Source organism: Dyella sp. OK004 (assembly GCF_900114495.1).
In the GTDB taxonomy this organism is placed as follows: domain Bacteria; phylum Pseudomonadota; class Gammaproteobacteria; order Xanthomonadales; family Rhodanobacteraceae; genus Dyella_D.
Genome location: NZ_FOZI01000001.1, coordinates 340,583 through 363,741, shown reverse-complemented (window position 1 = coordinate 363,741; position 23,159 = coordinate 340,583). Strand labels below are relative to the sequence as shown.

Annotated in this window: 15 protein-coding genes; 5 read left to right on the top strand and 10 right to left on the bottom strand. The window is 65.1% G+C overall.

The genetic code is table 11. The features are described 5' to 3' along the window. Positions 1–414: 414 nt before the first annotated feature. The 4 genes from BM338_RS01600 to BM338_RS01585 all read right to left on the bottom strand — a co-directional run bounded on the left by BM338_RS01600 (position 415) and on the right by BM338_RS01585 (position 4,626). Complete coding sequence (locus BM338_RS01600; protein ID WP_090449028.1) at positions 415–1,143, bottom strand: TVP38/TMEM64 family protein; 729 nt, start codon at positions 1,141–1,143, stop codon at positions 415–417. After that, the gene (locus BM338_RS01595; RefSeq protein ID WP_090450055.1) at positions 1,140–1,697 is read right to left on the bottom strand and encodes a nucleoside deaminase; all 558 of its coding nucleotides are present in this window, start codon (positions 1,695–1,697) and stop codon (positions 1,140–1,142) included. Before BM338_RS01595 ends, BM338_RS01600 begins: the two co-directional genes overlap by 4 nt. 5 nt (positions 1,698–1,702) lie before the next feature. Continuing rightward, positions 1,703–3,469 carry a glutamine--tRNA ligase/YqeY domain fusion protein gene (locus BM338_RS01590; protein WP_090449027.1) on the bottom strand — a complete coding sequence of 589 codons (1,767 nt, stop codon included), beginning with the start codon at positions 3,467–3,469 and terminating at the stop codon, positions 1,703–1,705. A 74-nt stretch (positions 3,470–3,543) separates the two neighbouring features. Beyond that, positions 3,544–4,626: a diguanylate cyclase gene (locus BM338_RS01585; RefSeq protein WP_177229196.1), complete on the bottom strand. Its 1,083-nt coding sequence runs from the start codon at positions 4,624–4,626 to the stop codon at positions 3,544–3,546. A gap of 168 nt (positions 4,627–4,794) precedes the next feature. Between BM338_RS01585 and BM338_RS01580 the strand changes: the two genes are divergently transcribed. The 3 genes from BM338_RS01580 to msrA all read left to right on the top strand — a co-directional run bounded on the left by BM338_RS01580 (position 4,795) and on the right by msrA (position 6,408). Further along, complete coding sequence (locus BM338_RS01580) at positions 4,795–5,073, top strand: putative signal transducing protein (protein ID WP_090450054.1); 279 nt, start codon at positions 4,795–4,797, stop codon at positions 5,071–5,073. Between the two features lie 39 nt (positions 5,074–5,112). Then, positions 5,113–5,631, top strand: a complete 519-nt coding sequence (locus tag BM338_RS01575; protein WP_090449025.1) for an adenine phosphoribosyltransferase — start codon at positions 5,113–5,115, stop codon at positions 5,629–5,631. Positions 5,632–5,754: 123 nt separating this feature from the next. Next, positions 5,755–6,408 carry a peptide-methionine (S)-S-oxide reductase MsrA gene (gene msrA, locus BM338_RS01570; RefSeq protein ID WP_090449024.1) on the top strand — a complete coding sequence of 218 codons (654 nt, stop codon included), beginning with the start codon at positions 5,755–5,757 and terminating at the stop codon, positions 6,406–6,408. Here the strand turns inward: msrA and BM338_RS01565 are convergent. From BM338_RS01565 to BM338_RS21675, 5 genes are all read right to left on the bottom strand, one after another. Beyond that, complete coding sequence (locus BM338_RS01565; protein WP_090449023.1) at positions 6,401–7,171, bottom strand: formyl transferase; 771 nt, start codon at positions 7,169–7,171, stop codon at positions 6,401–6,403. The genes msrA and BM338_RS01565 overlap by 8 nt on opposite strands. Beyond that, positions 7,161–8,141 carry a polysaccharide deacetylase family protein gene (locus tag BM338_RS01560; RefSeq protein WP_177229195.1) on the bottom strand — a complete coding sequence of 327 codons (981 nt, stop codon included), beginning with the start codon at positions 8,139–8,141 and terminating at the stop codon, positions 7,161–7,163. Before BM338_RS01560 ends, BM338_RS01565 begins: the two co-directional genes overlap by 11 nt. Positions 8,142–8,370: 229 nt before the next feature. Continuing rightward, positions 8,371–9,321, bottom strand: a complete 951-nt coding sequence (gene oxyR, locus BM338_RS01555; RefSeq protein ID WP_090449022.1) for a DNA-binding transcriptional regulator OxyR — start codon at positions 9,319–9,321, stop codon at positions 8,371–8,373. Positions 9,322–9,582: 261 nt separating this feature from the next. Continuing rightward, positions 9,583–11,472 carry a S8 family peptidase gene (locus BM338_RS01550; protein WP_090449021.1) on the bottom strand — a complete coding sequence of 630 codons (1,890 nt, stop codon included), beginning with the start codon at positions 11,470–11,472 and terminating at the stop codon, positions 9,583–9,585. 167 nt (positions 11,473–11,639) lie between these two features. Beyond that, the gene (locus tag BM338_RS21675) at positions 11,640–17,624 is read right to left on the bottom strand and encodes an ESPR-type extended signal peptide-containing protein (RefSeq protein WP_218156284.1); all 5,985 of its coding nucleotides are present in this window, start codon (positions 17,622–17,624) and stop codon (positions 11,640–11,642) included. A 315-nt stretch (positions 17,625–17,939) separates the two neighbouring features. On the opposite strand from BM338_RS21675, the gene BM338_RS01540 reads away from it, so the two are divergent. Then, entirely contained in the window at positions 17,940–19,292 is a 1,353-nt protein-coding gene (locus BM338_RS01540; protein WP_177229194.1) for a sensor histidine kinase, read from the top strand. On the opposite strand, the gene BM338_RS01535 is transcribed toward BM338_RS01540, so the two are convergent. Next, on the bottom strand, positions 19,267–20,079 hold the full coding sequence (locus tag BM338_RS01535; RefSeq protein WP_255367157.1) for a response regulator transcription factor: 813 nt from the start codon (positions 20,077–20,079) through the stop codon (positions 19,267–19,269). The two genes, BM338_RS01540 and BM338_RS01535, sit on opposite strands and share 26 nt — an antisense overlap. A gap of 231 nt (positions 20,080–20,310) precedes the next feature. On the opposite strand from BM338_RS01535, the gene BM338_RS01530 reads away from it, so the two are divergent. Then, positions 20,311–22,992, top strand: a complete 2,682-nt coding sequence (locus BM338_RS01530; RefSeq protein WP_090449017.1) for a M1 family metallopeptidase — start codon at positions 20,311–20,313, stop codon at positions 22,990–22,992. Positions 22,993–23,159: the final 167 nt, after the last annotated feature.

Sequence of the window (23,159 nt, the reverse complement as noted above, 5' to 3'; positions counted from 1 at the left end):
GAGCTAGGCCATACGGGTTGTGGCGGGGGTACTCCCTCTGCCTTCCGGAGAGGGTTGGAATGAGGGTTCGGTTCTTGCGATATCCCTTCCTATTCGTCATCCCTGCGCAGGCAGGGATCCAGTGGCGTTATCGCTCGGTTTTAGCGTCTGCGTGCGCTGGCTCGCCTGCCGCGGGCTTCCGAACCGCTGCCGCGGTCCGGGTCACTTTCTCTTTGCTGGCCCAAAGAGAAAGTAACCAAAGAGAAATGGCCTAAGGGCAGGCGGTGCGCTCTGTAGCTACGCCTTTTCCAGTGTCAGGCGTCGGGATGGCTTTCTTCTCGGTCCGATCGTCGATCTCTCATCGAAGCGCAACAGCTCCCTCTCCCCTCCGGGGAAGAGGGTTGGGGTGAGGGGTGGGTGCTCGGGATAACGTGGCTACTTGCTGTCGCTGTCTCGCGAACCACCCAGCCTGCGCTTGCGTGTCATCCGCTCGATCAACAGGGGTAGCAGGGCAAGCAGGCCGATGGCGCCGAGTGGTAGCAGGATCTGTCGCTGCATCAGCAGGGAGGCTTCGAAGTGGCCGCTGGTGCGGGCGAGGGCGTCGCCGAGGCCGGCGCCGATGGAGGTTTCGAAGATCAGGGCGACGGTGCCGCCGAGCCAGCTGGCGCCGAGGAACAGCCACAACGGGCAGCGCAGCCAGGCGAGGCAGACGGTGATGAGGCCAAAGGGGGCGATGGGGACGAAGCGCAGGAACAGGGTGTAGCTGACCGGGTGGCGCTCGAAGCCGTGATGCAGGCGGTTGACGAAGGCGGGTGGGTGTTTGCTGCCCGTACCGAAGGCGTAGCGGCTGGCCAGGAACAGGATCAGGGTGCCGAGGGTCAGGCCGATGGAGGCGTAGAGGGTGCCTTCAAGGGCGCCGAAGGCGAAGCCGCCGGCAAGGATGATCACCACCGTGCCGGGGATGCCGGTGGACATGGCTAGGGTCAGCAGGCCGATGAAGGCGATGCGGCTGAGCCAGGGGCTATCGGCGATCTGGGCCTGGAGTTGTGCCTGGTGCCGCACCAATTGTTCCGGGTGCAGTTGGTCGAGCGCGCCGGATGCGAACAGCACGATGCCGGCGAGCGCCAGCAGGAGCAGTGGCAGCGCGGCGCGCAGTCGGCTCAATAGCTTTGGCCGCGGGCGCCGTAGGTGGCTAGCACGCCGCGCGCCTGCTCACGCAGGATGTCGCGGCGCACGGTGATGCCACGGCGCTCCAGTTCACCGATCCAGTCGGCCGGCAGCGGGCCTTCGTCGAACTCGGTGAGTTCTTCAACGTCCTCGGCGCGCGCGCCGATCAGCAGTTCGTCCACCCCGGCCCACACGGTGGCGCCGTAGCATTGGCAGCACGGCTGCGCGCTGGTGGCCAGGCTGTAGCGGCCGCCATCGGCATTGATGCGAAAGCTGGCGAGGCGCTGCTGCGCGCTCATGTACGCCATCATTTCCGCGTGCGCCACCGAGCAGGTCTGTGGCACCACACGGTTCACGCCGACCGATACGAGGCGTCCTTCCGCATTGAACACGGCCGCTCCAAACGGGCCGCCATGGTTATGTTCGATGTTATGGCTCGACAGCATGATTGCCAGACCCACGCGTTCTTCGTCGGTGACATAGCGTTTGCCGGTGTCGACGATCTCGCCCAGCCATGGTGGCAGGGTGAGGTGGATTTGCAGCGGCAGCAGCATGCTTAGCCTCCTTGCTTGGCCCAGGTGTCGCGCAATGTCACGGTGCGATTGAACACGGGCTTGTCTACATGATGTTCGACGCGGTCCGCCACAAAGTAACCCAGACGCTCGAACTGGAAGCGCTGCTCCGGCGCCGCAACGGCAGCGGCCGGTTCCAGCCACGCCTGCACCACGCGCTTGGCCTCGGGATTGATGTGTTCGATCCAGCTCTTGCCGTCGCTTTCGTCATCCGGCGCTGCCACGTTGAACAGGCGATCGTAGATGCGCACCTCGGTAGCGACGCCATGACGCGCGCTGACCCAATGGATGGTGCCCTTCACCTTGCGGTCGGCGCCCGGCATGCCTTGGCGCGATGCCAGGTCCAGCGTGCAGCGCAGTTCGATCACGTCGCCAGCGGCATCCTTGATCAATTCTTCGCACTTCACGATGCCCACACCGCGCAGGCGCACTTCGCCTTCCGGCTTGAGTCGATGGAAACCCTTCGGCGGCACTTCGGCGAAGTCTTCGCGCTCGATCCACAGTTCGCGTGAGAACGGCACGTTACGCGTGCCGAAGCTCTCGTCCTTTGGATGGTTGGAGAACACCAGCGATTCTTCATGGCCTTCCGGCAGGTTGGTGATCAGCAGCTTCAGCGGATCGAGCACGGCCATACGGCGCGGCGCGCTGGAGTCGAGATCCTCGCGCACGCAGTTTTCGAAGATGGCGTAGTCGATCACGCTGTTCTGCTTGCTGACGCCGAGGCGCTCGATCAGCAGGCGGATGCCGCCCGGCGTGAAGCCGCGGCGGCGCAGGCCGCGCAGCGTGTTCATGCGCGGATCGTCCCAGCCGTCCACCAGGCGCTCGTTCACCAGCTGTGCGAGCTTGCGCTTGCTGGTGATGGAGTAAGACAGGTTGAGGCGCGAGAACTCGATCTGTCGCGGCTTGGCCGGCTCGGTCTTGAAGCCGCCTTCGCGCAGGTGCTGCCACAGCTCGGGATGGTTGACCAGGTCGACCTTGTCGACGAACCAGTCGTACAGCGGGCGATGGTCTTCGAATTCCAGCGTGCACAGCGAATGGGTGATGCCTTCCAGCGCGTCGGACAGGCAATGCGCGTAGTCGTACATCGGGTAGATCGGCCAGGCGTCGCCGGTGTTCTGGTGAGCGATCTTGCGGATGCGGTAGATCGCCGGATCGCGCATGTTGATGTTGCCGGAGGCCATGTCGATCTTCGCGCGCAGGGTCTTGGCGCCGTCGGCGAACTCGCCTTCGCGCATGCGGCGGAACAGGTCGAGGTTTTCCTCCACGCTGCGCTCGCGGTGCGGCGAGTTGCGGCCCGGCGAGGTCAGGGTGCCGCGGTATTCGCGCATCTCGTCGGCGTTGAGGTCATCCACATAAGCGTGACCATCGCGGATGAGCTTGACCGCAGCGTCGTAGAACACCTCGAAGTAGTCGGAGGCGTGGCGCAGATCGTGCCAGTCGTAGCCGAGCCAACGCACGTCGTCCTTGATGCCTTCGACGAACTCGGGGTCTTCCTTGCCCGGATTGGTGTCGTCCAGGCGCAGGTTGCACCAGCCGGTGAATTCGGCGGCGATACCGAAGTTCAGACAGATCGCCTTGGCGTGGCCGATATGCAGGTAGCCGTTGGGCTCGGGCGGAAAGCGCGTACGGATGGCGTGATGCTTGCCGCTGGCCAGGTCGTCGCGAATGATCTGGCGCACGAAGTCACGTTGACCCTCGGCCGGTACGGCGGTGGCGGACGTGGTTTCGGCGGCGGAATTTTCGGTCGACATCGGAACGGGGCTCGCAAACGGTGGCTGAAACAGCCAAGTTTACCTTGTCCCTGCTTCCTGTCGCTGAAAGGCGCTCAGACCGTGGTGGGCTGCGCCGTGGTGCCGCCGCCGCGCCCCGGCGAGGCTACGCTGACCCGGTTGCGGCCCTGCGATTTGGCCCGGTACAGGGCCACGTCAGCTTGGCGCATCCAGGCGCCGACATCCTGGATATCCTCGCCGACCGCCGCTACGCCCAGGCTTATCGTCCACGGAATGTGCTGGCCGTGCCGGTTGGGGCGGCTGTTCTCGGCCAGCAGGCGGATGCGTTCGGCCACCGCGCTGGCGCGTTCCAGATTGGTTTCCGGCAGCACGATGCCGAACTCGTCGCCGCCGAGGCGGCCGGGCGTATCCACGTCGCGCAGGCCGCGCTGCAGCAGGCGGGCGAGATCACTCAGCAACTGGTCGCCAGCGGCGTGGCCGTAGCGGTCGTTGATCTGCTTGAAACCGTCGATGTCGAGCAGGATCAGCGCGGCCGGGCGCTGGTTGCGCTGATAGCGCAGCCATTCGTTGCCGGCGACTTCGAGCCAGTGGTTGCGGTTGCACAGGCCGGTGAGGGCGTCGGTACGGCTGAGCTGGTCGAGCTGGCGATTCTGCTGGCGCACGCGCTGGGCCAACGAGTAGTTCACCAGGCTCATCCACACCGGGTAGATCAACAACATCGGCAGGCAGGCGATCACGTTGAGCATGGTGCTGGCGGGCTGCAGGCGAAAGCCGTTGATCCACCACGTCGCCAGGCACACCGCTACCTGCAGTGCGAACGACTTGCTCATCAGGCGCCAGCCGCCGGCGCTCATGCGGTCCATGGCCATCATGGCGACCAGCAGCGCACTGGGCAGCAGATTGAACTGCATCAGTGCGATCCAGACGCCGCCCATGGCGGCATCGATCACCAGGTTCACGTATTCGGTACGGATCGGTTCGGCCGAGCGCCTGGACAGCGCGTACGCCAGATGCGGCCAGGCCAGGCCGCTGAGGATCAGGGCCGCCCACAGCCACAGTGAGGCGTGCAACTGGTACAGCACGCTGGCCACGGCCAGGCCACCAAGGGCCAATCCCAGCACGCGCAGGCGATAGACCCGCGCCACGAATCTCAGGTGTCCATCCTGTGCCACCGTCATCATCCTGCTCCCTCCCCTGTGGAGAGCCGTTCTCATACGCGACCTTAGTGCAGCCACCATGGGCTTGCCACTATTCCAAAAGACCAAGCTTGGTATCGGCAGGCGTCGCGAAATCTTCACGTACACACAGCTCTTGCGGCGTTCTGGGGCAGGGGTTAGCGTGCGGACATGCGCATCGTCTACCGTGCCGAATCCCTGATCGACGCCCATCTGGTGAAGGATGCGCTCGACCGCGCCGATATCCCGGCGTTTGTTTCCGGGGAATACCTGACCGGTGCGGTGGGCAATCTGCCCGCGCTGGACTACGTGGCCGTGCAAGTCCCCGAGGCCAGCTTTGCCATCGCCGAAGGCGTGGTGCGTGGCGTCGAACGGCAGTTGGCCGATGCGCGCCAGGCCATGGACGAGCTGGGCGACGACCCAGATGCACCGGCCTTCGTCTACGCCTAGCCGCCTAGTCGCGCCCTTTTTCTTCAGACGGGATCCACCATGAAACAGATCGAGGCGCTGATTCGCGCCGTGCCGGACTTTCCCCAGCCCGGCGTCGTTTTTCGCGATATCACACCGCTGCTGGCCGATGCCGGCGGTTTCGCGCGCTGTATCGACGCGCTGGCCGAGCCGTGGCAGGGCAGTGGCGTGCAGGCTGTCTGCGGCATCGAATCGCGCGGTTTTATTTTCGGTGCCGCGCTGGCGCAGAAACTGCACGCGGGCTTCGTGCCGCTGCGCAAGCCCAACAAGCTGCCGCCGCCGGTGGTGTCAGTGGATTACGCGCTGGAATACGGCAAGGATCGGCTCGAGGCGCGTAACGATGCGCTGCGTCCCGGCGAAAGGGTATTGATCGTCGACGACGTACTCGCCACCGGTGGCACCCTGGACGCCGCCTGCCGGCTGGTCGACATGCTGGGCGCTACACGCGTGGGCGCCAGCGTGGTGATCGAGCTGGAGGCCCTGCAAGGGCGCCTTCGAGTGCCGGGAGATACGCCGCTGCATGCCTTGCTGCGCTACTGAGGCGCGGAAGGCGTGCTGGCGTTGTGGACATGCCAACGAGCGCGTGCCCATTGAGGGCAAGCCCATTGAGAGCATGCCGGATCGACGCCATCTCAGAAGCTCGCAGACAGCAGGAGACTAGCCATGCTCGGTATTGGTGCCTGGAAACAACGCATGCCCCATCGCGAAGACGCTTTGCCCGGTCGCGAGCAATCGATCGTTCCGGCGCATGCGCATCATGTGCATGGGCGTTCCTTGCTGGCGGAAGCATTTCCCGACAGCGAAGTGCTGGTGCTCGGCATGGGCTGCTTCTGGGGCGCGGAACGCAAGTTCTGGAAGCTGCCCGGCGTGCTGACCACGGCAGTCGGTTACGCCGGTGGCTACACCGCAAACCCGACCTATCGCGAAGTGTGTTCCGGCCAGACCGGGCACACCGAGGTGGTGCGCGTGGTCTACGACCCGAAGCAGATCGACACGGAAACGCTGCTGCAGACATTCTGGGAAAGTCACGATCCCACCCAGGGTATGCGCCAGGGCAACGACACCGGTACGCAATACCGTTCGGCCATCTATACGTCCAGCGTGGCGCAGCTCGCTGCCGCCGAAGCTTCCGCACAGCGTTATCAGGCCGAACTGGATCGCGCCGGCTACGGCAAGATCACTACCGAGATCGGTGCTGCCGGGCCGTTCTACTTTGCCGAAGACGAGCACCAGCAATATCTCTCCAAGCATCCGGATGGCTATTGCGGGCTTGGCGGCACCGGCGTGAGCTGCCCGATCGGGCTCGGCGCTACTTGATGCCCTTGAGCATCCGCTGTTTCAGATAGAAGGGAAGGGTGGGGTGATACCACTGGCGCGAGGGGCCTTCGCCCTCGCGCGGTGACAATCGCTGCACCGCCACGTCGTGCAACGCCGCCTGCATCAGCGGAATCGCTTTCGCGATCTGGTGGATGGGATAGGTAGCGAAGTTGTCCTCGACTTCGACGTCGACGGTGGCCTGATAAAGAATGCCGCCGGTATCCACGCCCTGATCGACCAGATGCACAGTGACGCCGCAATGTGCGCGGTCGTCCATGGCCAGTGCCCAGTAGCCGCCGTGCACGCCCCGATAGGCGGGTGTGATGCCCATATGCGTGTTGAGGAAGGGTGCCTTGATCGAGGTCAGCAGCTTCTTCGACAGGATGCGGGTGCCATTGACTACCACGGCATCCGGTGCGAGCTCGCGCAGCAGGCGGATCACCTCGCGCTGATTTGCACTCGTCACGTTGGTGATGGCCTGCGAAGGGATGGGCGCATCATTCAGGCCATAGCGTTGCAACAGCTGCTGCACTCGCGCGTGGGAAGCCTTGCCCAGCCAGCGGCTGAAAGCGATGAAGGCGATCTGCCCCAGGGTTTCGCTCCAGCCCAGTTTCTTCGCACGGTGCCGGATCATCTTTGCGGAAGAAGGCTTTTGCTCCACCACCACGGCCGCGATATCGAACCCGTCGGACAGGCCGTGGTACATCAGCTGAGTGGAAAGGCCGGCGCCAGCCAGTATCACGATGCGCGGCTTAGCCGGCATGGAGACCTTCCAACAGTGCCGACACCTCACCCATATTCAGCGACTGCATGCCATAGCGCTGCCTGAGCTCGGCGTAATAGGCGAGTACCCGCGCGAGAAAGCGTTGGTTCTGTTCCACATGCGCGCCGAAGTTGTGAGGGTGCCACCACAAATGGAACAGCTGCTGGTTGACCGCCGCGTGATGCATCGCGCGCTTGATGCGGCGCAGGCGCAGGCCGTCGAGCCAGGCGAATACGGGCGAATACGGCCGCAGGAAGCGGCTGGATGGAATGTTGAACGGGCGGCTGCGTGCGCATTCCTCAAGCGTGTGCGTGTTGTATCCGGTCACATTGAAATAAGCGTCGAGCAGGCGCGAGCCGCGCACCAGTGCATTTTGCTGCCCGTGAATCTTGGGCCGGTAGAACGGCGCGCTCTCATTGCCGCGATAGCACTGGATGCCGAACTCCTGCAGCACCGGCAGATACGCCGGGTTGCCCTGGTTGCGCGGGAACACCAGGCTGCCGACATCGATGCCGTGCGCTTTGGCGGTATCGACCGCGGCGCGCAGATCCGCCCTGAACGCATCGATGGTCTGCCCATCCTCCAGGCAGTAATAGTGCGAGAACGTGTGGGTACCGATTTCCTGACCAGGGTAGCCACGGATCAAATCGATCATCTCGGGCGCGAAATGGTATTCATCGTCGCCGCCCCAGGCGTGCTCGTCGATATAGCGATACGACGACAGCTGTGGCTTGGTATAGGCCGGTGTGTCGCGCGGAAGCTGCGGGCGCAGTTCGGCAATGTCGGTGAAAAAAACGAAACCCAGCGTGGCCCAGGTGGCGTGCACGCCGTGCACATCGAACAGCGCCAGCATTTCGCGGATGGCCTGGCGCTCGCCACGAAGATTCTCCTCGTAGTCCTGGATGCTGCGTACATCGCGCACGCCCCAATACAGTTCAAGATCCAGTGAGACGGTAAAAATACCCGGCATATGCTCGCACCCACCTCATTGATCCGATGTCAGTCCCCCGTTCACTGGCGGCCTAAGACGCCGCGTTCAGCCTTCACAAGATCCACATGTTTCGGGCGAATAGGCGGGATTGTTCGGGGATAAATCTGAAGGGCGGATGAGGCAGTTGTTACCGCGATTCATGTGCAGATGCACATGCCGGTCAGTGCGCCAAATTCAGCGCAGGTTGCATTCGCTATGGATGACAGAATCAGCCCGCCGTGCGACGGCGGCCGGTCGGTTTGGCCTCGCCGATCGCGGGACGCAACAGGTCCGCCGGCATGCTGCGGATCACTTCGGCGAAGCTTTTGAGGAAATGGCCCATCGACGAACTCTTGCGCCAAACCAGGGCAATGCGGCGGCTGGGTGGATGGCCTGAGAATTCGATCAAGTGCACGTTGTCGGTGCGTGCCATCGGCGGTTTGATCGCAAGCGTGGGCAGCAAGGTGATGCCGACATTGGCCGCCACCATCTGCCGCAGCGTTTCGAGACTGGTCGCGCGGAAGCCGGAACGCTCGCCCGCACCGGCCAGATGACACACTTCCAGCGCCTGATCGCGCATGCAGTGGCCGTCTTCCAGCAACAGCAGGCTTTCGTCCTCGAGATCGGCGAGCTTCAGGCGCTGCTTCTTGTGCGCCAACGGGTGCGCCTCCGGCACCGCCAGCACAAACGGTTCCTCAAACAGGAATTCCGTATACAGGCTGTCCTCATGCAAGGGCAGGGCGAGTACGCCGACATCGAGCGAACCCTCGCGCAGCATCCTGATCACCTGCTCGGTCTTCTCCTCCACCAGCAGCAGTTCCAGCCGTGGAAAACGCTGGCGTACCAGCGGAACCAGATGCGGCAGCAGATACGGGCCGAGGGTAGGGAAGATGCCAAGGCGCAACGTGCCTGATTCCGGATCGCGCGTGCGTTGCGCGATGGCCTTGATCTCGTCGACCTCGGCCAGCACGCCACGCGCGCGGCGGGCGATCTCGCGGCCGGTCTCGGTGAGCAGCACCTTGCGCGGCGTGCGTTCCACCAGCGGCACGCCCAGCTCTTCTTCCAGCTTCTTGATCTGGGTGGAGAGGGTGGGCTGGCTGACGAAACTGGCCTCGGCGGCACGCCCAAAATGGCGATGTTCGGCCAGAGCCACCAGGTAGTGCAGGTCGCGCAGATTCATGGCGAGGGTCCGTACGGGTTCGATAGCTACTATCTATGATTTCGATGCTAACAATCAATTGGAGCAATACCGAAGAGCGGCGTAGATTTCCTCCCGTGGCCGCCCCCCGGCCATTACCGCGCGCACTTCTTGCCCCTCCCCCCGCAAGCGCGCGGCCTCCCACGGTGGCGAAGCCCGCGCTTCGCCACCGTTTTTTTTGCCTCATAACAGAACACCCCGGCACGACGGCCGGGGTGTTGGTTGCAACACAGCCTTGTGCGGTTACTGCGTATAGGTCGCCAGCACCGACACCTTGTCGAAGGCCTGCACGGCGAGTACGCGGATGTAGTACGTGGTGGTCTGCGGCTGCGCGACCACCACCGCCTCGCTGTTACCCGGCTTGACCGAGCGGAAGTCGGCATTGCCACCGTCGCTCGCCGGTGCGGAACCGGCCTTCACGAACAGCGACACATCACCCGTGCCACCCAGCGTGCGAATGTTGAGCGAGCGTGCGCCGGCCGGCACATCGATCGAGTACAGGATGCTGGCACCGGTACCGCCGCTCTGGCCGCCGAGCAGCACGCCCTTGGTCAGTGCCACCACTGGCTCGTTGCCCGTGTCGTTGCCCAACGCCTTGTTGACCGCGGCGAAGGCGTTGACGATGCCGGCGCCGATCGGCTTGTCGATGGTTGCAGGGAAACGGCGTGCGGTGCTGGTGAGCAGGTTCTTGATCTGCGCTGGTGTCGGCGTCGGCAAGCCAGCCTGCTGGGTGGCGCCGAGAATCATCGCAATGGTGCCGCTGACGTGCGGCGTCGCCTGCGAGGTACCCGCCATGCCGCCGTAGGTCGCGTTGGCCGGCACGGTGGTGCCGCTGTTGATCGCCGACCACACGAACCCTTCCGGGTTGGCCTGCGTGCCCGTGTTGGGATCGTCGTTGGTATACACGCCGCCGCCCGGTGCCGAGATCAGCACGCCACTGCCGTAGTTGGAATAGAACGCGCGCTTGCCGGTAATGCCGTTGGAGGCCACCGCGATCACGCCCGGGCAGCTCGCCGGCGAGTAGTTGGCGACGTCGGCATTGTTGTTGCCCGCGGCCACTACCACCGAAGCGCCGCGGCTGATCGCACCGGCAATCGCCTGCCCGGTCACGCTGTCGGCCGTGCAGTTGCCGCCGCCGCCGAGACTCATGCTGATCACTTGCGCCGGATGCGTGTTGTCCGGCACGCCATCGACGTGTCCACCCGAAGCCCACACGATCGCGTCCGCGATATCCGAGGTATAGCCACCGCAGTGACCGAGCACGCGCACCGGCAACACCTTCGCCTTGTAGGCAATGCCAGCCATGCCGGTGCCGTTATTGGTGAGCTCGGCGATGGTGCCGGACACGTGCGTGCCGTGCCAGCTGCTGTTCTCCCCGGGATCGCCCGCATTGCGGCACTGGGCATAGGTGTCGCCGGTGGTCCAGTCACCGTTATCCCAGCCGCCGGGCACGCGGCCGTCGGCGCTGCGGCCAGAAACGAAGGCATCGATGATGAAATCGTAGCCGGCATCGGCCAGGCTCAGATCGATATCCGGATGCTGGGTGATGCCGGTGTCGAGCACCGCCACGGTCACGCCATTGCCGTCGGCGATGTCCCAGGCATTGTTGATGTTGGCGCCACCGGTAGCGTTGGAGAAATGCCACTGGTACTTCGCGTAGTACGTGTCGTCAGGCGTGAATGTCTGCGGCGTGACATTGGTCGGCGCGGCGATGTCGCGCACCGCGCGCATCATCACATCCGGCTCCACGTGCGCCACCGCCGGATCGGCGGCGATCTGCTGCATCAGCGCGCTCGCTTCGGACGCGTTGAGCTTGCGCGAGGTGCGCACCAGGTCGGAGCCGATCGCCAGCTTGCGCTGATAACTCGCCGACACCGGCACGCTGAAAGCCGAACGGTTGGCGCGACCGACGGCGGCTTTCACGTTCTGCAGTGCGGCGCTGCGGTCGAGGTGTTCAGTGGTGCCGTTGCGATAGGTGACGATGAAGCGATCGAATCCCTTGGCGGTGGACAGGCCGCTCACGGACATCTTCGCGATGGACGGCTGGGCGACGTCGGCGGCGTGCGCGGCTGGCACGGCCAGGACCATCGCGGCGGCGATGGCGCTGAGGCGGAAAGAGCGGAACGACTTCATGCGGTAAGACTCCCCAAAAGAAAGTAAGTCATGAGACGGAACCGGGCGGCCCCGCGAGGATCCCGGGCAATGCGGCGCCCGGGCTCCGCCATGCCGTTGCGGGTGCATGGCGGAGTAAGACAGGCCGGTGGCGCCTTCCTGTGTCTGGGCAGGTCGGCGCCGCCGCATCACCAGCCGAAGCTGACGCCGACCGTTCCGCTGGATTCACCGCCCCCCGCGACGGTTCCACCGACTAGCACGCTGCCGTTGCCCGCAATGCGATGGGCGTAACCCACCGCCAGTGCTCCCTGGCCGCGATAACCGCCCACCGCCGCACTGACCTTGTTGTCGGTGCCGGGCGCGGCGGCGATCGCGCCGGCCATGCCGGCCATCGCGGTGCCCATGGCACCCACGCGATCCAGACGAGTGTTGATCGTGTGGAACTGGTCGTTGACCTGGTTACGGAAGGAATTGAAATCGGTGCTGCTCACCGCGTTACCGAGCTTGGTGTCGGTATAGGCCTTCGCATCGCTCAAGGTCTTCGCATTGCCGGCATCGCTGTAGCTCTTGGCCGTCTGCAACGCTTCATCTACCTGGCCGACGTTGGCTGCATCGGTGGCAGCGGTGCCGGCTGCTACGTTGGTGACCTGCCGTTGTGCGCTGGCAGTACCTACCGAGACGCTGTTGGCGCGATCCGCTACGGAGCCCGCACCGAGCGCCACACTGTTGGCCGCCGTCGCCTGTGCGCCCTGGCCGATGGCGCTGGCCGATGCAGCGGTGGCCGAGCTGTCCGCACCGACGGCGACGGCGTTGGTGGCCGCTGCGCTGATGGCGGTGTTATTGCCCAGCGCGGTACTGCCGTCGGCATGGATGATCGCGTTCTGGCCGACCGCCGTATCGCGGCTATCGGTGGCAAGGCTGCCTTGGCCGATCGCCGTGCCGCGACCATCTCCTGCGGCCACATGGCTGATGCTGGCGCTGGCATTGGTGTTGCCCTTGCCCTTGCCCTTTCCATTGCCATTGCCATTGCCAGCATTGCTGTTGCCCGGTTTTTGCTCGATGGCATCGACGCGACTGGTGAGTGCGCCGATGGAGCCGTCCAGCGCGCCCAGTGCATCGCCGACGCTGTAATAGCGACTGCCCTGGATGTTGTAGACCGGCCCGAACAGGCCGCTGGCATTCATGGTTGCGCCGCCGCCCAACATCTGCGCGATGCCATCGCCCAGGTTATAGAGCTGGCTGCCGTTGATCGCATCGGTGCTGCTGGCCGACAGTGCGCCGGCACGCAACTGCGTAAGCGTGGTGCCGCCGTTGCCTTGCAAAGTGATCGTTGACTTGTCAGCGCCGTCGTACTTGACGCTGCTGGCGATACCGCTGCCCACCGTGCTCACGGCATCGTTGAGCTGCTTCACGTTAACCGCATCGGTCGCTTCGGTGCCAGCAGCGACGTTGGCGATCTGGCGGTCGATTGCCGGGTGCGTGGTGACGCCGTCGAGATCGGTCCACGGTTTCGCCGAACCGACCGACACCGTATTCGCGCGATCCGCATACGAACCCTGGCCGAGCGCGACACTGTTGTCGGCCATCGCACGCGCATTGCCACCCACCGCGGTGCTGTTGTCGTTGGCGCCATAGCTGTTGTAGCCGATGGCGGTGGCGACATTGCCGGTGGCCCAGCTTTCCAGGCCTACGGCGACCGACTGGTTCTTCGCCCAGGTGTTGATGCCGAGCGCGGTGCCGTTGTCGTCGGAACGACTATTCGTGCCCACGGCGGTCGCCACTGCGCCGGCGGTGCTGCCATTGCCGACAGCGGTACTGACTTCACCGGCCTGCGACGACGCGCCCAGCGCGGTACTGAACAAGCCGTTGCCCCAGGCGCCGGCACCCACCGCTGTGCTGCCCATGCCATCCGCCGTCGACAGGCCGCCGAGCGCCGTGCTCTGCCATCCCCTCGCCAGCGAGAACATGCCGATCGCTGTGCCAAACGGTCCTTCCACATCGGCGACATTGCCGATGGCGACGCCACCGAAACCATTGACCTTGGTGCCGGAGCCGATCGCGACGCCGCCGCTGCCATTGCTGACTGAATTCATACCCATGGCGATGGTGTTGGCGCCGTTGGCCTGGCTGGCGGGACCCATGGCGATGCTGTTGTTGCCCTTGGCCAGCGCGCCGGCGCCGACGGCCGTCGCTTGCTTGCCCGAGGCGACGGTAGGCGTGTAGACCGGATTGCCATTCGCATCGACACCTGTCTGCGTCTGGCCGCCGAGTGCCACGCTCGATTCGCCGGTGGCTTGTGCGGCCGAACCCATCGCTGCGCTGTTGTTGCCGGAAGCAACGCTGCCATAACCAGCGGCGGTGCTCTGCGTGCCAAGTGCATTCGCGCCGCTGCCGAACGCGGATGAGCCCTGGCCTGCGGCATAGCTGCCTGCACCTGCGGCGGTGGCGTACTCGCCGTCGGCAATGGCGTCATCGCTACCGTCGCTGTTGCCGTTGGCCTTGAAGTAATGGCTGGAACTCGCCGTGGCGGCGTTGAGCTGCGATACGTTCACCGCATCGGTGGCTTCGGTGCCCGCAGCGACATTGGTGATCTGCCGATCGATCGCCGGATGCGTGGTGACGCCATCGAGATCGGTCCACGGTTTCGCCGAGCCGACCGACACCGTGTTTGCGCGATCCGCATACGAACCCTGGCCAAGCGCAACGCTGTTGTCCGCCATCGCACGCGCATTGCCGCCGACTGCGGTGCTGTTGTCGTTGGCGCCATAGCTGTTGTAGCCGATGGCCGTAGAGGTCGCGCCAGTGGCCCAGCTTTCCAGGCCCACGGCGACTGACTGGCTGGTGGCCCAGGTATTGATGCCTAGCGCCGTGCCGTTGTCGCCGGACAAGCTGTTGGTGCCAAGCGAAGTGGCGCCGATACCGGCGATGCTGCCATTGCCGACCGCGGTGCTTACTTCGCCGGCTTGCGAGGACGCACCCACCGCCGTCGCGAAGATGCCATTGGCGAACGCGCCGGAACCCAGCGCGGTGCTGCCCATGCCATCAGCTGCCGACAGGCCGCCGATCGCCGTGCTCTGCCAGCCGTTGGCGTACGAGAACATGCCGATGGCGGTGCCGAAGGGACCTTCCACATCGGCGACATTGCCGATGGCGACACCACCAAAACCATTCACTTTGGTGTTGACGCCGATGGCGACGCCGCCGCTGCCATTGCTCACCGAACCCGCACCCATGGCGATGGCGCCACCGCCATTGGCCTGGCTGGCAGTGCCCATGGCGATGCTGTTGTCACCCACCGCCTGCGCACCTTGGCCGATCGCACTCGACTGTTTGCCGGAGGCGACGGTCGGTGTGTAGATCGGATTGCCGTTGGCATCGGTCGCCGGATTGCCGGCCGCGTCCAGCTGCTGTGCCTGACCACCGAGCGCGAGGCTCGATTCGCCGGTGGCCTGCGCGGCCGAACCCAGCGCCGTGCTGTTGTCGCCGGAAGCCACGCTGCCATAACCGATCGCCGCACTTTGCGCACCGAGCGCATTCGCGCCGCTGCCGAAGGCGGCGGCACCCAGTCCCGCTGCATAGCTGCCCGCGCCAGCGGCAATAGCGTACTGGCCGTCGGCAATGGCGTCGTCGCTGCCATCGTTGTTGCCGTTCGCCTTGAGGTAGTGATTCGCGGTGGCGGTCGCGGCGTGGAGTTGCGACACATTCACCGCGTCGTTGGCTTCGGTGCCGTCCGCAACGTTGGTGATCTGGCGATTGACGCCGGTGAAGTCGTTGCCCACCGACACGGTATTGTCGCGGTAGGCGACCGAGTTGATGCCAATAGCGGTCGAGTTGACACCACCGGCCATCGCACCCGCACCCAGTGCGAGCGCGCCATCGGCCTGCGCCGACGAACCCGCACCTACCGCGACGCTGTTACGCCCCCACGCACCGACGTTCTGGTCGAAGCCGATGGTGCCGGGGTCGAGCGCGTAGGAGCCACCAATAGCCACCGAGCCATCGCCAGCAGCGGTGCTGTAGTAGCCGATAGCGACGCCGTGCTGGCCGGTGGCAGTGGAGATCGAACCGATCGCGATGGTGTGATCGCCGCCGGCCGCGAACGAATCCGTACCGATGGCGATGCCACCGGTCGATAGGGAAGTAGAATTGGTGCCGACGGCCAAAGCGAGGCCGCCATTGGCCATCGCTCCGGCGCCAAAGGCGCTCGAGCCGTATCCGGAGGTATGACTGAAGGCGCCAACCGCGGTGTTGTAGTCGCCTTCGGCGATGCCGTTGGCACCGAGTATCACGCTGCCCGTGCCACTAGAAACGCTGTCACCGCCGATCGAGATGGCGTGATCGCCAGTGGCCTGGCTATTGCCGCCTTGCGCGATCGCATGATCGCCGCTGGCGACGCTGGCATAGCCTTCGGCCACACTGTAGTCACCGATGGCATTGGCGCCGCTGCCATGTGCGGACGAACCTGTGCCGAGCGCGAGACTGCCGCTGCCGGTCGCCGTCGCGTAATCGCCTTCCGCATCGCTTTGATAGCCATGCGCGCTGCTTTGCGCACCGTTGGCGATGCTCAGCGCGCCGGTGGCCGTGCTCGCCGCACCATTGGCCAGGCTGCCCGCACCGGTCGCCGTGCTGTTGTCGCCGCGTGCGATGGCGCCGGCACCGACCGCCTGTGCGCCTGCGCCGCTGGCGCCGGCAAGGTTGCCCAGGGCAATCGCGTTCTGTCCTTCGGCGAACGTGGATTCGCCCAGGCCGGGCATGCCGTCGCCGTTGCTGTCAGTCCACTCGCTACCGCCGATGGCGATCGCGCCGTCGCTGTTGGCGGCAGCGTTGTATCCCAGCGCGAGCGCGTGCTGGCCATACGCCAGACTGTTGCCGCCCACGCCGATCGCGCCGACGCCGATGGCGGTGCTGTAGCCGCCAACGGCCACATTGAAACCACCGGCTACCGCGCGCGAATTCGCGCCCAGCGCCACACCGGCCTCGCCATTCGCGCCGCTACCGAAGCCCGCCACCAGGCTGCCCGGTCCATAGGCTTCGGCGCCGCCGCCAACGGCGGTGGAACCCATGCCTGCGGCAACGCTCAGCGCGCCCAGCGCGGTGGCTGCCTGTTCTGCCTCGGCGCTTGCGTGCGCACCCACGGCGGTATTGCCGAAGCCACCCGAGTACGCGCTCTGGCCCACGGCGACGGCGGAGTCGCCGAACGACATCGAGCCCTGGCCGACCGAGGTGCTGCCGATGCCGGCCGCGATGCTTTCGCCGCCGATGGCGACAGAGGCATTGCCTATGGCCTGCGCGCTGGCGCCCAGCGCCATGGTTTCCCAGCCTTGTGCGTTCGCACTCTTGCCGGCGGCGAGTGCGCCGTCACCACTGATGGCAGCATCGTCGCTGCCGTCCTTTGCGCCGTCGGCCTTGAAGTAATGCTGTGCGTCCTTGGTGCTATCGCTCAGCGCATCCAGTTGCGCCTTGTTCACCGCGTCGGTGGCCTGGGTGCCGGCAGCAACATTGGTGAGCTGGCGTTCGTTGCCGGCCGAGCCGATGGACACAGTGTTGGCGCGCGTCGCCTTGGAATCGGCGCCGAGCGCGACGGCATTGGCCGCCGATACGTTGCTGCGCGTGCCCAGCGCGGTGCCATTGCTCGCCGCATCCATCACGCGTGCGTCATAGCCCAGCGCGGTAGCGCCCGTGGCGCGCGCCTGTGCGTTGGAGCCGACCGCGGTAGCAGTCGCGAGAAGTGCCTGGGTGTTCGCACCGAGCGCGGTGGCATTGGTATCGGCGGCATTGGCGTTGCTGCCGAAGGCCGAGGCGCTGATCTTCTTCGCCTTGCTGTTGGCACCGACGGCGGTACTGCCAGCGGCGCCGGCCTGGCTGGTGTTGCCGATGGCGGTGGCGTCGGCGCCCTGGGCTGTGCCGCCGCCGGTGGCGAAGCTGCCATCGGGGTTGGGTTGTCCGTCGCTGGCGGAAGCGGGGGCGATCGCGGCGTTCGCGACGGTGGGAGCGGCAACGGTTTCGGTGGCGTGCACCTGGCCAGCGCCAAGACCGGCAGCCAGCGCAATCCCAATCATCATCGAGCGAGCGCGTTTCGTCGCGCCGCCCTTGCCGCTGGCGTGCGCCAGTTCGGAGGCCACCACCAACATGCCAAGCGACTTGCTCCAGACCTTGCTATAGATCGTGTTCACTAGCTGACTCCCCAGGGCGAATTGGATCAGGACGAATCGGATAGGCCAGGCAGCGCTTGGCGTCCTTGCGGACTGCCTGGTCGAAGTGGCATCGCACCCTTCGTAGGGCGTCGCTCCCCCAAGCGCGGCCAGTACGAATGCCGGGGCCTCTCCCAGGCCCCGTCGTCCGTCGAGATTTGGTGAAGCGGCGGCGCCAGTCACGCACGCTTTCCAACGACCTAACCAAACCTAACCAGACCCATCCCTTGCTCTCTCTTCACGCGAATGCGACAAATACAAAGCTCAGCGGCATCGCTACGCACCGAAGGAGTGGTTGTGTTACGTCGGCTCTGGCTCTCAGCGAAACACTGGCTCGAACGCGCGCCAGTCAGCGATCCGGTGGATCGGCGCAATGCCGTGGTGATGCAGCTGGTACTGCTGTTCATCGGTCTGATGCTGCCGATCAACTGGGCCTACCACCTGCTGGTGGTGGGCATGAGCAAATGGCGCGGACGCGATCTGCTGCTGACGGCTGATATGGCGACGGCACTGGCCGCGCTGGTAGCGTTCTTCCTGATCCGCACGGGCCGCTTCCGTCTGGCCATCCAGCTGTTTCTGGCGGTGATGCTGCTGGGGTTGCTAGCCGATTCGACCGCGATCGGCTTTACCACGCTGATGTTCGACCAGACCTTTATCGTGCTTAGCCTGGTAGTGGGCGGCTTGGTGCTGGGGCGGCGAGCACTATGGGTGATCCTGGCGATGCTGCTGGCGACCTTCATCTTCGCCATGCTGGTGGACGCGCAGGCGCTGGCGAATGAAGGCAAGCCGAGTGCCACGGCGTTCGGCAACCTGCCGTCGACGATGATCAGCTATCTGTTGATCACCATCGTCATCGACCGTTGCGTCAATGCATTGCGCGAGAGCCTGGACGAATCGAACGAGCGCGGACGCCGCCTGCAGCGTGAGATGGTTGAGCGTGAACGTGCACAGGCGCAGCTATTGCATGCGCAGAAGCTGGAGGCGGTGGGCCGCGTCGCCAGTGGCGTGGCACACGATTTCGACAACGTAATCGGCGTGATCCTGGGTTTCTCCACGCAGCGCGAGCGGCTGGCCGAGAAGGGCGAGGGGGCGCTGGTCGATGCGCTGGAAGGGGTGGAGCTGGCCGCGCGACGCGCTGCCGCGGTCAGCCGCAAGCTGCTCACTTTCAGTCGCAACGACGTCGCCGCGCCGCAGACCTTCGATGCGGCCGAGGCCTTGCGCGAACTACTGCCGATGCTGCGCCAGCTGTTCGGCGCCACCACACGGCTGCGCCTGCATGCGGACATGGGCATCGCCTTGCCGGTGCGCATGGATCGCGGCCAGTTCGAACTGATGCTGCTCAACATCGCCGCGAATGCGCGCGATGCGATGCCGGCGGAGTCCGGTGTGTTCGAGATCGATGCGTATCGCGAAGACGCCGCGTCCTGCGTGCTGATCGCGTTGCGCGACAACGGCGGCGGCATGAGTGAGCAGGTGCGTGCGCGCGTGTTCGAGCCGTTCTACACCACCAAGCCGCCGGGTTCAGGCACCGGTCTCGGGCTGGGCGTGGTGTACGACCTGGTGACCGGCGCAGGTGGCAGCATCGCGGTGGACAGCGCGCCGGGGCAGGGCGCCTCGTTCTCGATCAGGTTGCCGCTGGCTGCGGGTTGAGAGCCTGCTCTTGGCCTTCGGCGGTCGCGTTCTTGTCGGCCGCGCCCTCGCTGACGAACACATAGCCGGCGCCGCGCGCCGTCATCAATGGCAAGGCGGAACCGATCTGCTCGCTGCATTTGCGGCGCAAGCGATACACCAGCATTTCCAGGCGATGCGGATCGAACTCGTAGACGTCTTCGGAGAGTGCGCCGATTAGCGCCTCGCGCGATACCGGATGGCCGTGCGCGGCGAACAGCCGCTGCATCACGCAACGCTCCGGCACCGACAGCGCGACCATCGCGCCCTCCGGTGAAATCAGGCACCAGCCGTCCGTTTCCAGGCGCCAGCACTTGCCCGGCTCATCGACTGCGCCCAGGCGCTGCAAGCTGCCGCGCAACGGAATCTGCAGGCGGCGGGCCAGGCTGTGCAAGTTGGCAGCGAGCAATTCCACGTCGACCGGTTTGGACAGGAACAGATCGGCGCCGCCGCTGAGCGCGCCGATCTGGTCCGCGCGCCGCTTGCTGCCGGTGAGCATGATGATGCCGATCGACGACAGCTTGCGCAGATGGCGGGCGACAGTAAGGCCGTCTTCGTCGGGCAGGCCAATATCGAGCACGATCACGTCGAAGTGCTCGGTCAGCATGCGCCGGTACAACTCCGCGGCGGAGCGCGCGCCGGTGACGTTGAAGCCGAAATCCGTCAGCCCGGGCAGCAGGATGCGCTCGCGCAGCAACTCGTCGTCCTCAAGCACCATCACGCGCAGGGTGCGCGGAGGCAGCACGTTCATTCGGCTCAGATACGACATGGATACCTGCCATGGCCCCCGCAACAGCGCTCATCGACTATAGCAAGCAGCCTAGGAAATATCGCAAGATTTTATTGGCGATTTCGCGAGTTCCATCGCTGATGCTGCGTCGCCGCAACCGAGGCTGCCGCCATGTCTTGGTCCCAGTCATGCCTTTTGGCACTGGGTCATTCGTCATGGCTGCTCCTAGTTTGACGGCTCTTTTTGCATTCCCCTGGGGAGTTCCATCCTATGCGCCGTGCTGTCCGCCCACTCGTTCTTACCGCCCTTGCCATGTGCTGTGGCGCGGCTTTCGCCGCCACCGCCTCGGACCAGCCCCAGGGCAAGCTGCCGCGCTGGGCGATGCCGGAGTCCTACCAGCTGGCCTTTAAGGTCGATCCTAAGCAGCAGGACTTTTCGGGCACCACCACCATCAAGCTCAAGCTGACCCAGGCCTCCGATCACATCTGGCTGCATGGTCGCGAGCTGAAGGTGTCGAAGGTGACCATCACCGACGCCAAGGGCAAGAAGCACGCCGGCAAGTACGAGGACGTGGCGCCGAAAGAAGGCGTAGTGCGCGTCGACCTCGGCGGCACGCTGCAGCCGCAGGAACTGAGCGTGGCGATCGAATACACCGCGCCGCTCAACCAGCAGCTGCAGGGCCTGTACAAGGTGAGCCACGAAGGCCAGCCGTATGCGATGACGCAGATGGAGCCGATCAGCGCGCGCTTCGCGTTCCCGGGCTTCGATGAGCCGTCGTTCAAAACGCCGTTCGATCTCACGCTGACCATCCCCAACGATGAAGTCGGCATCGCCAACACCAAGCAGGTGAAGGAAGAGAAGGCCGGCGACGGCTGGAAGACGCTGACCTTCGCCAAAACGCAGCCGCTGCCGACCTATCTGGTCGCGTTTGGCGTGGGCCCGTGGGATGTGGTGAACGGCCCGACCATTCCGGCGTCGGAATACCGCGCGCAGGCCACTGACCTGCGCGGCATCGCTGCAAAGGGCGAAGGCCACCGCATGCAGCACGTGCTGAGCGAGACGCCGAGCATCATCAAGACGCTCGAGGATTACTACGGCTTCGGCTATCCGTTCGACAAGCTCGACCTGCTCGCCGCCCCCGACTTCTCCGCCGGTGCGATGGAGAACCCGGGCCTGGTCACTTTCCGCGACTGGCTGCTGCTGCTCGACAAGGATTCCGCCGCGCAGTACGTGCGCGGTTCGTTCAACGTCACCGCGCATGAGCTGGCGCACCAGTGGACCGGCGATACCGTGACCATGGGCTGGTGGGACGACCTGTGGCTCAACGAAGCGTTCGCCACCTGGATGCAGCAGAAGGTGACGCAGAAGGTGCACCCGGAATACCGCGCCGACCTCGACCGCGTGCGCGGCGCGCAGGGTGCGATGAATGGCGACAGCCTGGTCACCACGCGCAAGATCCGCCAGCCGATCACCGGCAACGGCGACATCGAGACCGCGTTCGACGGCATCACCTATCAGAAGGGTGCGGCCGTGCTCGGCATGTTCGAGGGCTACGTGACCGAGCCGGTGTTCCAGAAGGGCATGCGCGCGTATATCCAGGATCACAAGTTCGGCAACGCCACCGCCGACGATCTGGTCGACTCCATCGCCAAGGCCGCCGACAAGGGCAACGACTTCAAGGAAGCCTTCAAGAGCTTCCTCAACCAGCCGGGCGTGCCGTATGTGCAGACCAAGCTGGCGCAGGAAGGCGGCAAGACCGTGCTGCACCTGAGCCAGAGCCGCTACCTGCCGCTGGGCAGCACCGGCGATGCGAACCATCTGTGGGGCGTGCCGGTGTGCGTGCGTTACGGCACCGCCGATGGCAGCAAGGTGAGCTGCGAATTGTTGAACAAGGCGCAGGGCACCATGGCGCTGCCGGGCGCCACCGCGCAGAGCTGGGTGATGCCGAACGCCAACGGCAGTGGCTATTACCGCTTCGGCATGGAGAAAGCTGACCTGGGCAACCTGGGCAAGCAGATCGGCAAGCTGGACGATGCCGAGCAGCTGGCATATGCCGATGCGATCAACGCGTCGTTCAAGCGTGGCGATATCGATGCCGGCACCGCGCTGGCCGCGCTGAAGCCGCTCACCGGTTCCAAGGTGCGCGAGGTTGCCACCGCGCCGATCAGCACCTTCAACTGGATCTACAACCAGCTCGCCACCACCGACGCGCAGCGCGCCAAGCTAGTGGCGTGGGCCAAGTCGTCGTACCTGCCGGAACTACAGCGCCTGGGCTACAAGCGCAAGGATGGCGAGCCGGACGGCGACTCGCTGCAGCGCGCCACCCTGGGCAACTTCCTCGGCCTGGATGTGAAGCTGCCGGAAGTGCGTGCGGAATTGCTCAAGCAGGGCGATGCGGTGCTCAAGCCGAATGCCGATGGCCGTCTGAATTTCGCCGCTGCCGACTCCAACTTGCTCAGCTCCGCGCTTGGCGTGGCGGTGCAGCAGCACGGCAAGCCGGCGGTGGATGCATTGATGGCCGAACTGCCCAAGACCAGCGACCCGGCGCAGCGCAATGCGATCCTGGCCGGCCTGGCGCAGGCGGAGGATCCGGCACTGGCCGAACGCGTGCGTGATTTCTCGCTCGACAAGCAGGTGAAGGTGGGTGAGATGGTCGCGTTGCTGATGGGCAACCGTGATACCCAGACCGGCCGCGATGCGATGTGGAAGTGGTCGGTGACGAACTACGACAAGATCGTGGCGCGCACGGGCAGCTTCGCCGGCGGCCGTCTGCCGGGCCTGATGGGTGGCGGTGGCTGCTCCAAGGCCGAGGCCGATCGCCTGCAGGAGTTCTTCAAGACGCGCGCCAAGGAAGTGACCGGCGCCGAGCGCGGCCTGGCGCAGAACAGCGAGGCGACCTTGCTGTGCTCCGCGTTGAAGGCCAAGCAGGATCCGGCAGCGATCCTGCGCTGATAGCTTTTGGGGAGTGAAGAAGGCCGGGCGGTGCGAACCGCCCGGCCTTTTTTTTTGCCCCATCGATATGGGGCGTTATCACAAATGCTTACCCCCCAGCCCTCCCGTGTCCCATGGGACTAGCTTCGCGTCGCAGGCAGGGGAGGGAGTTGGATGTCGCAAGCTCT

Bases quoted from the DNA above. Each gene is read 5' to 3' on its own strand.
- BM338_RS01590 (WP_090449027.1), bottom strand. From the start codon at position 3,469: ATGTCGACCGAAAATTCCGCCGCCGAAACCACGTCCGCCACCGCCGTA.
- BM338_RS01585 (WP_177229196.1), bottom strand. From the start codon at position 4,626: ATGACGGTGGCACAGGATGGACACCTGAGATTCGTGGCGCGGGTCTAT.
- BM338_RS01580 (WP_090450054.1), top strand. From the start codon at position 4,795: ATGCGCATCGTCTACCGTGCCGAATCCCTGATCGACGCCCATCTGGTG.
- BM338_RS01575 (WP_090449025.1), top strand. From the start codon at position 5,113: ATGAAACAGATCGAGGCGCTGATTCGCGCCGTGCCGGACTTTCCCCAG.
- msrA (WP_090449024.1), top strand. From the start codon at position 5,755: ATGCTCGGTATTGGTGCCTGGAAACAACGCATGCCCCATCGCGAAGAC.
- BM338_RS01565 (WP_090449023.1), bottom strand. From the start codon at position 7,171: ATGCCGGCTAAGCCGCGCATCGTGATACTGGCTGGCGCCGGCCTTTCC.
- BM338_RS01560 (WP_177229195.1), bottom strand. From the start codon at position 8,141: ATGCCGGGTATTTTTACCGTCTCACTGGATCTTGAACTGTATTGGGGC.
- oxyR (WP_090449022.1), bottom strand. From the start codon at position 9,321: ATGAATCTGCGCGACCTGCACTACCTGGTGGCTCTGGCCGAACATCGC.
- BM338_RS01550 (WP_090449021.1), bottom strand. From the start codon at position 11,472: ATGAAGTCGTTCCGCTCTTTCCGCCTCAGCGCCATCGCCGCCGCGATG.
- BM338_RS01535 (WP_255367157.1), bottom strand. From the start codon at position 20,079: ATGTCGTATCTGAGCCGAATGAACGTGCTGCCTCCGCGCACCCTGCGC.
- BM338_RS01530 (WP_090449017.1), top strand. From the start codon at position 20,311: ATGCGCCGTGCTGTCCGCCCACTCGTTCTTACCGCCCTTGCCATGTGC.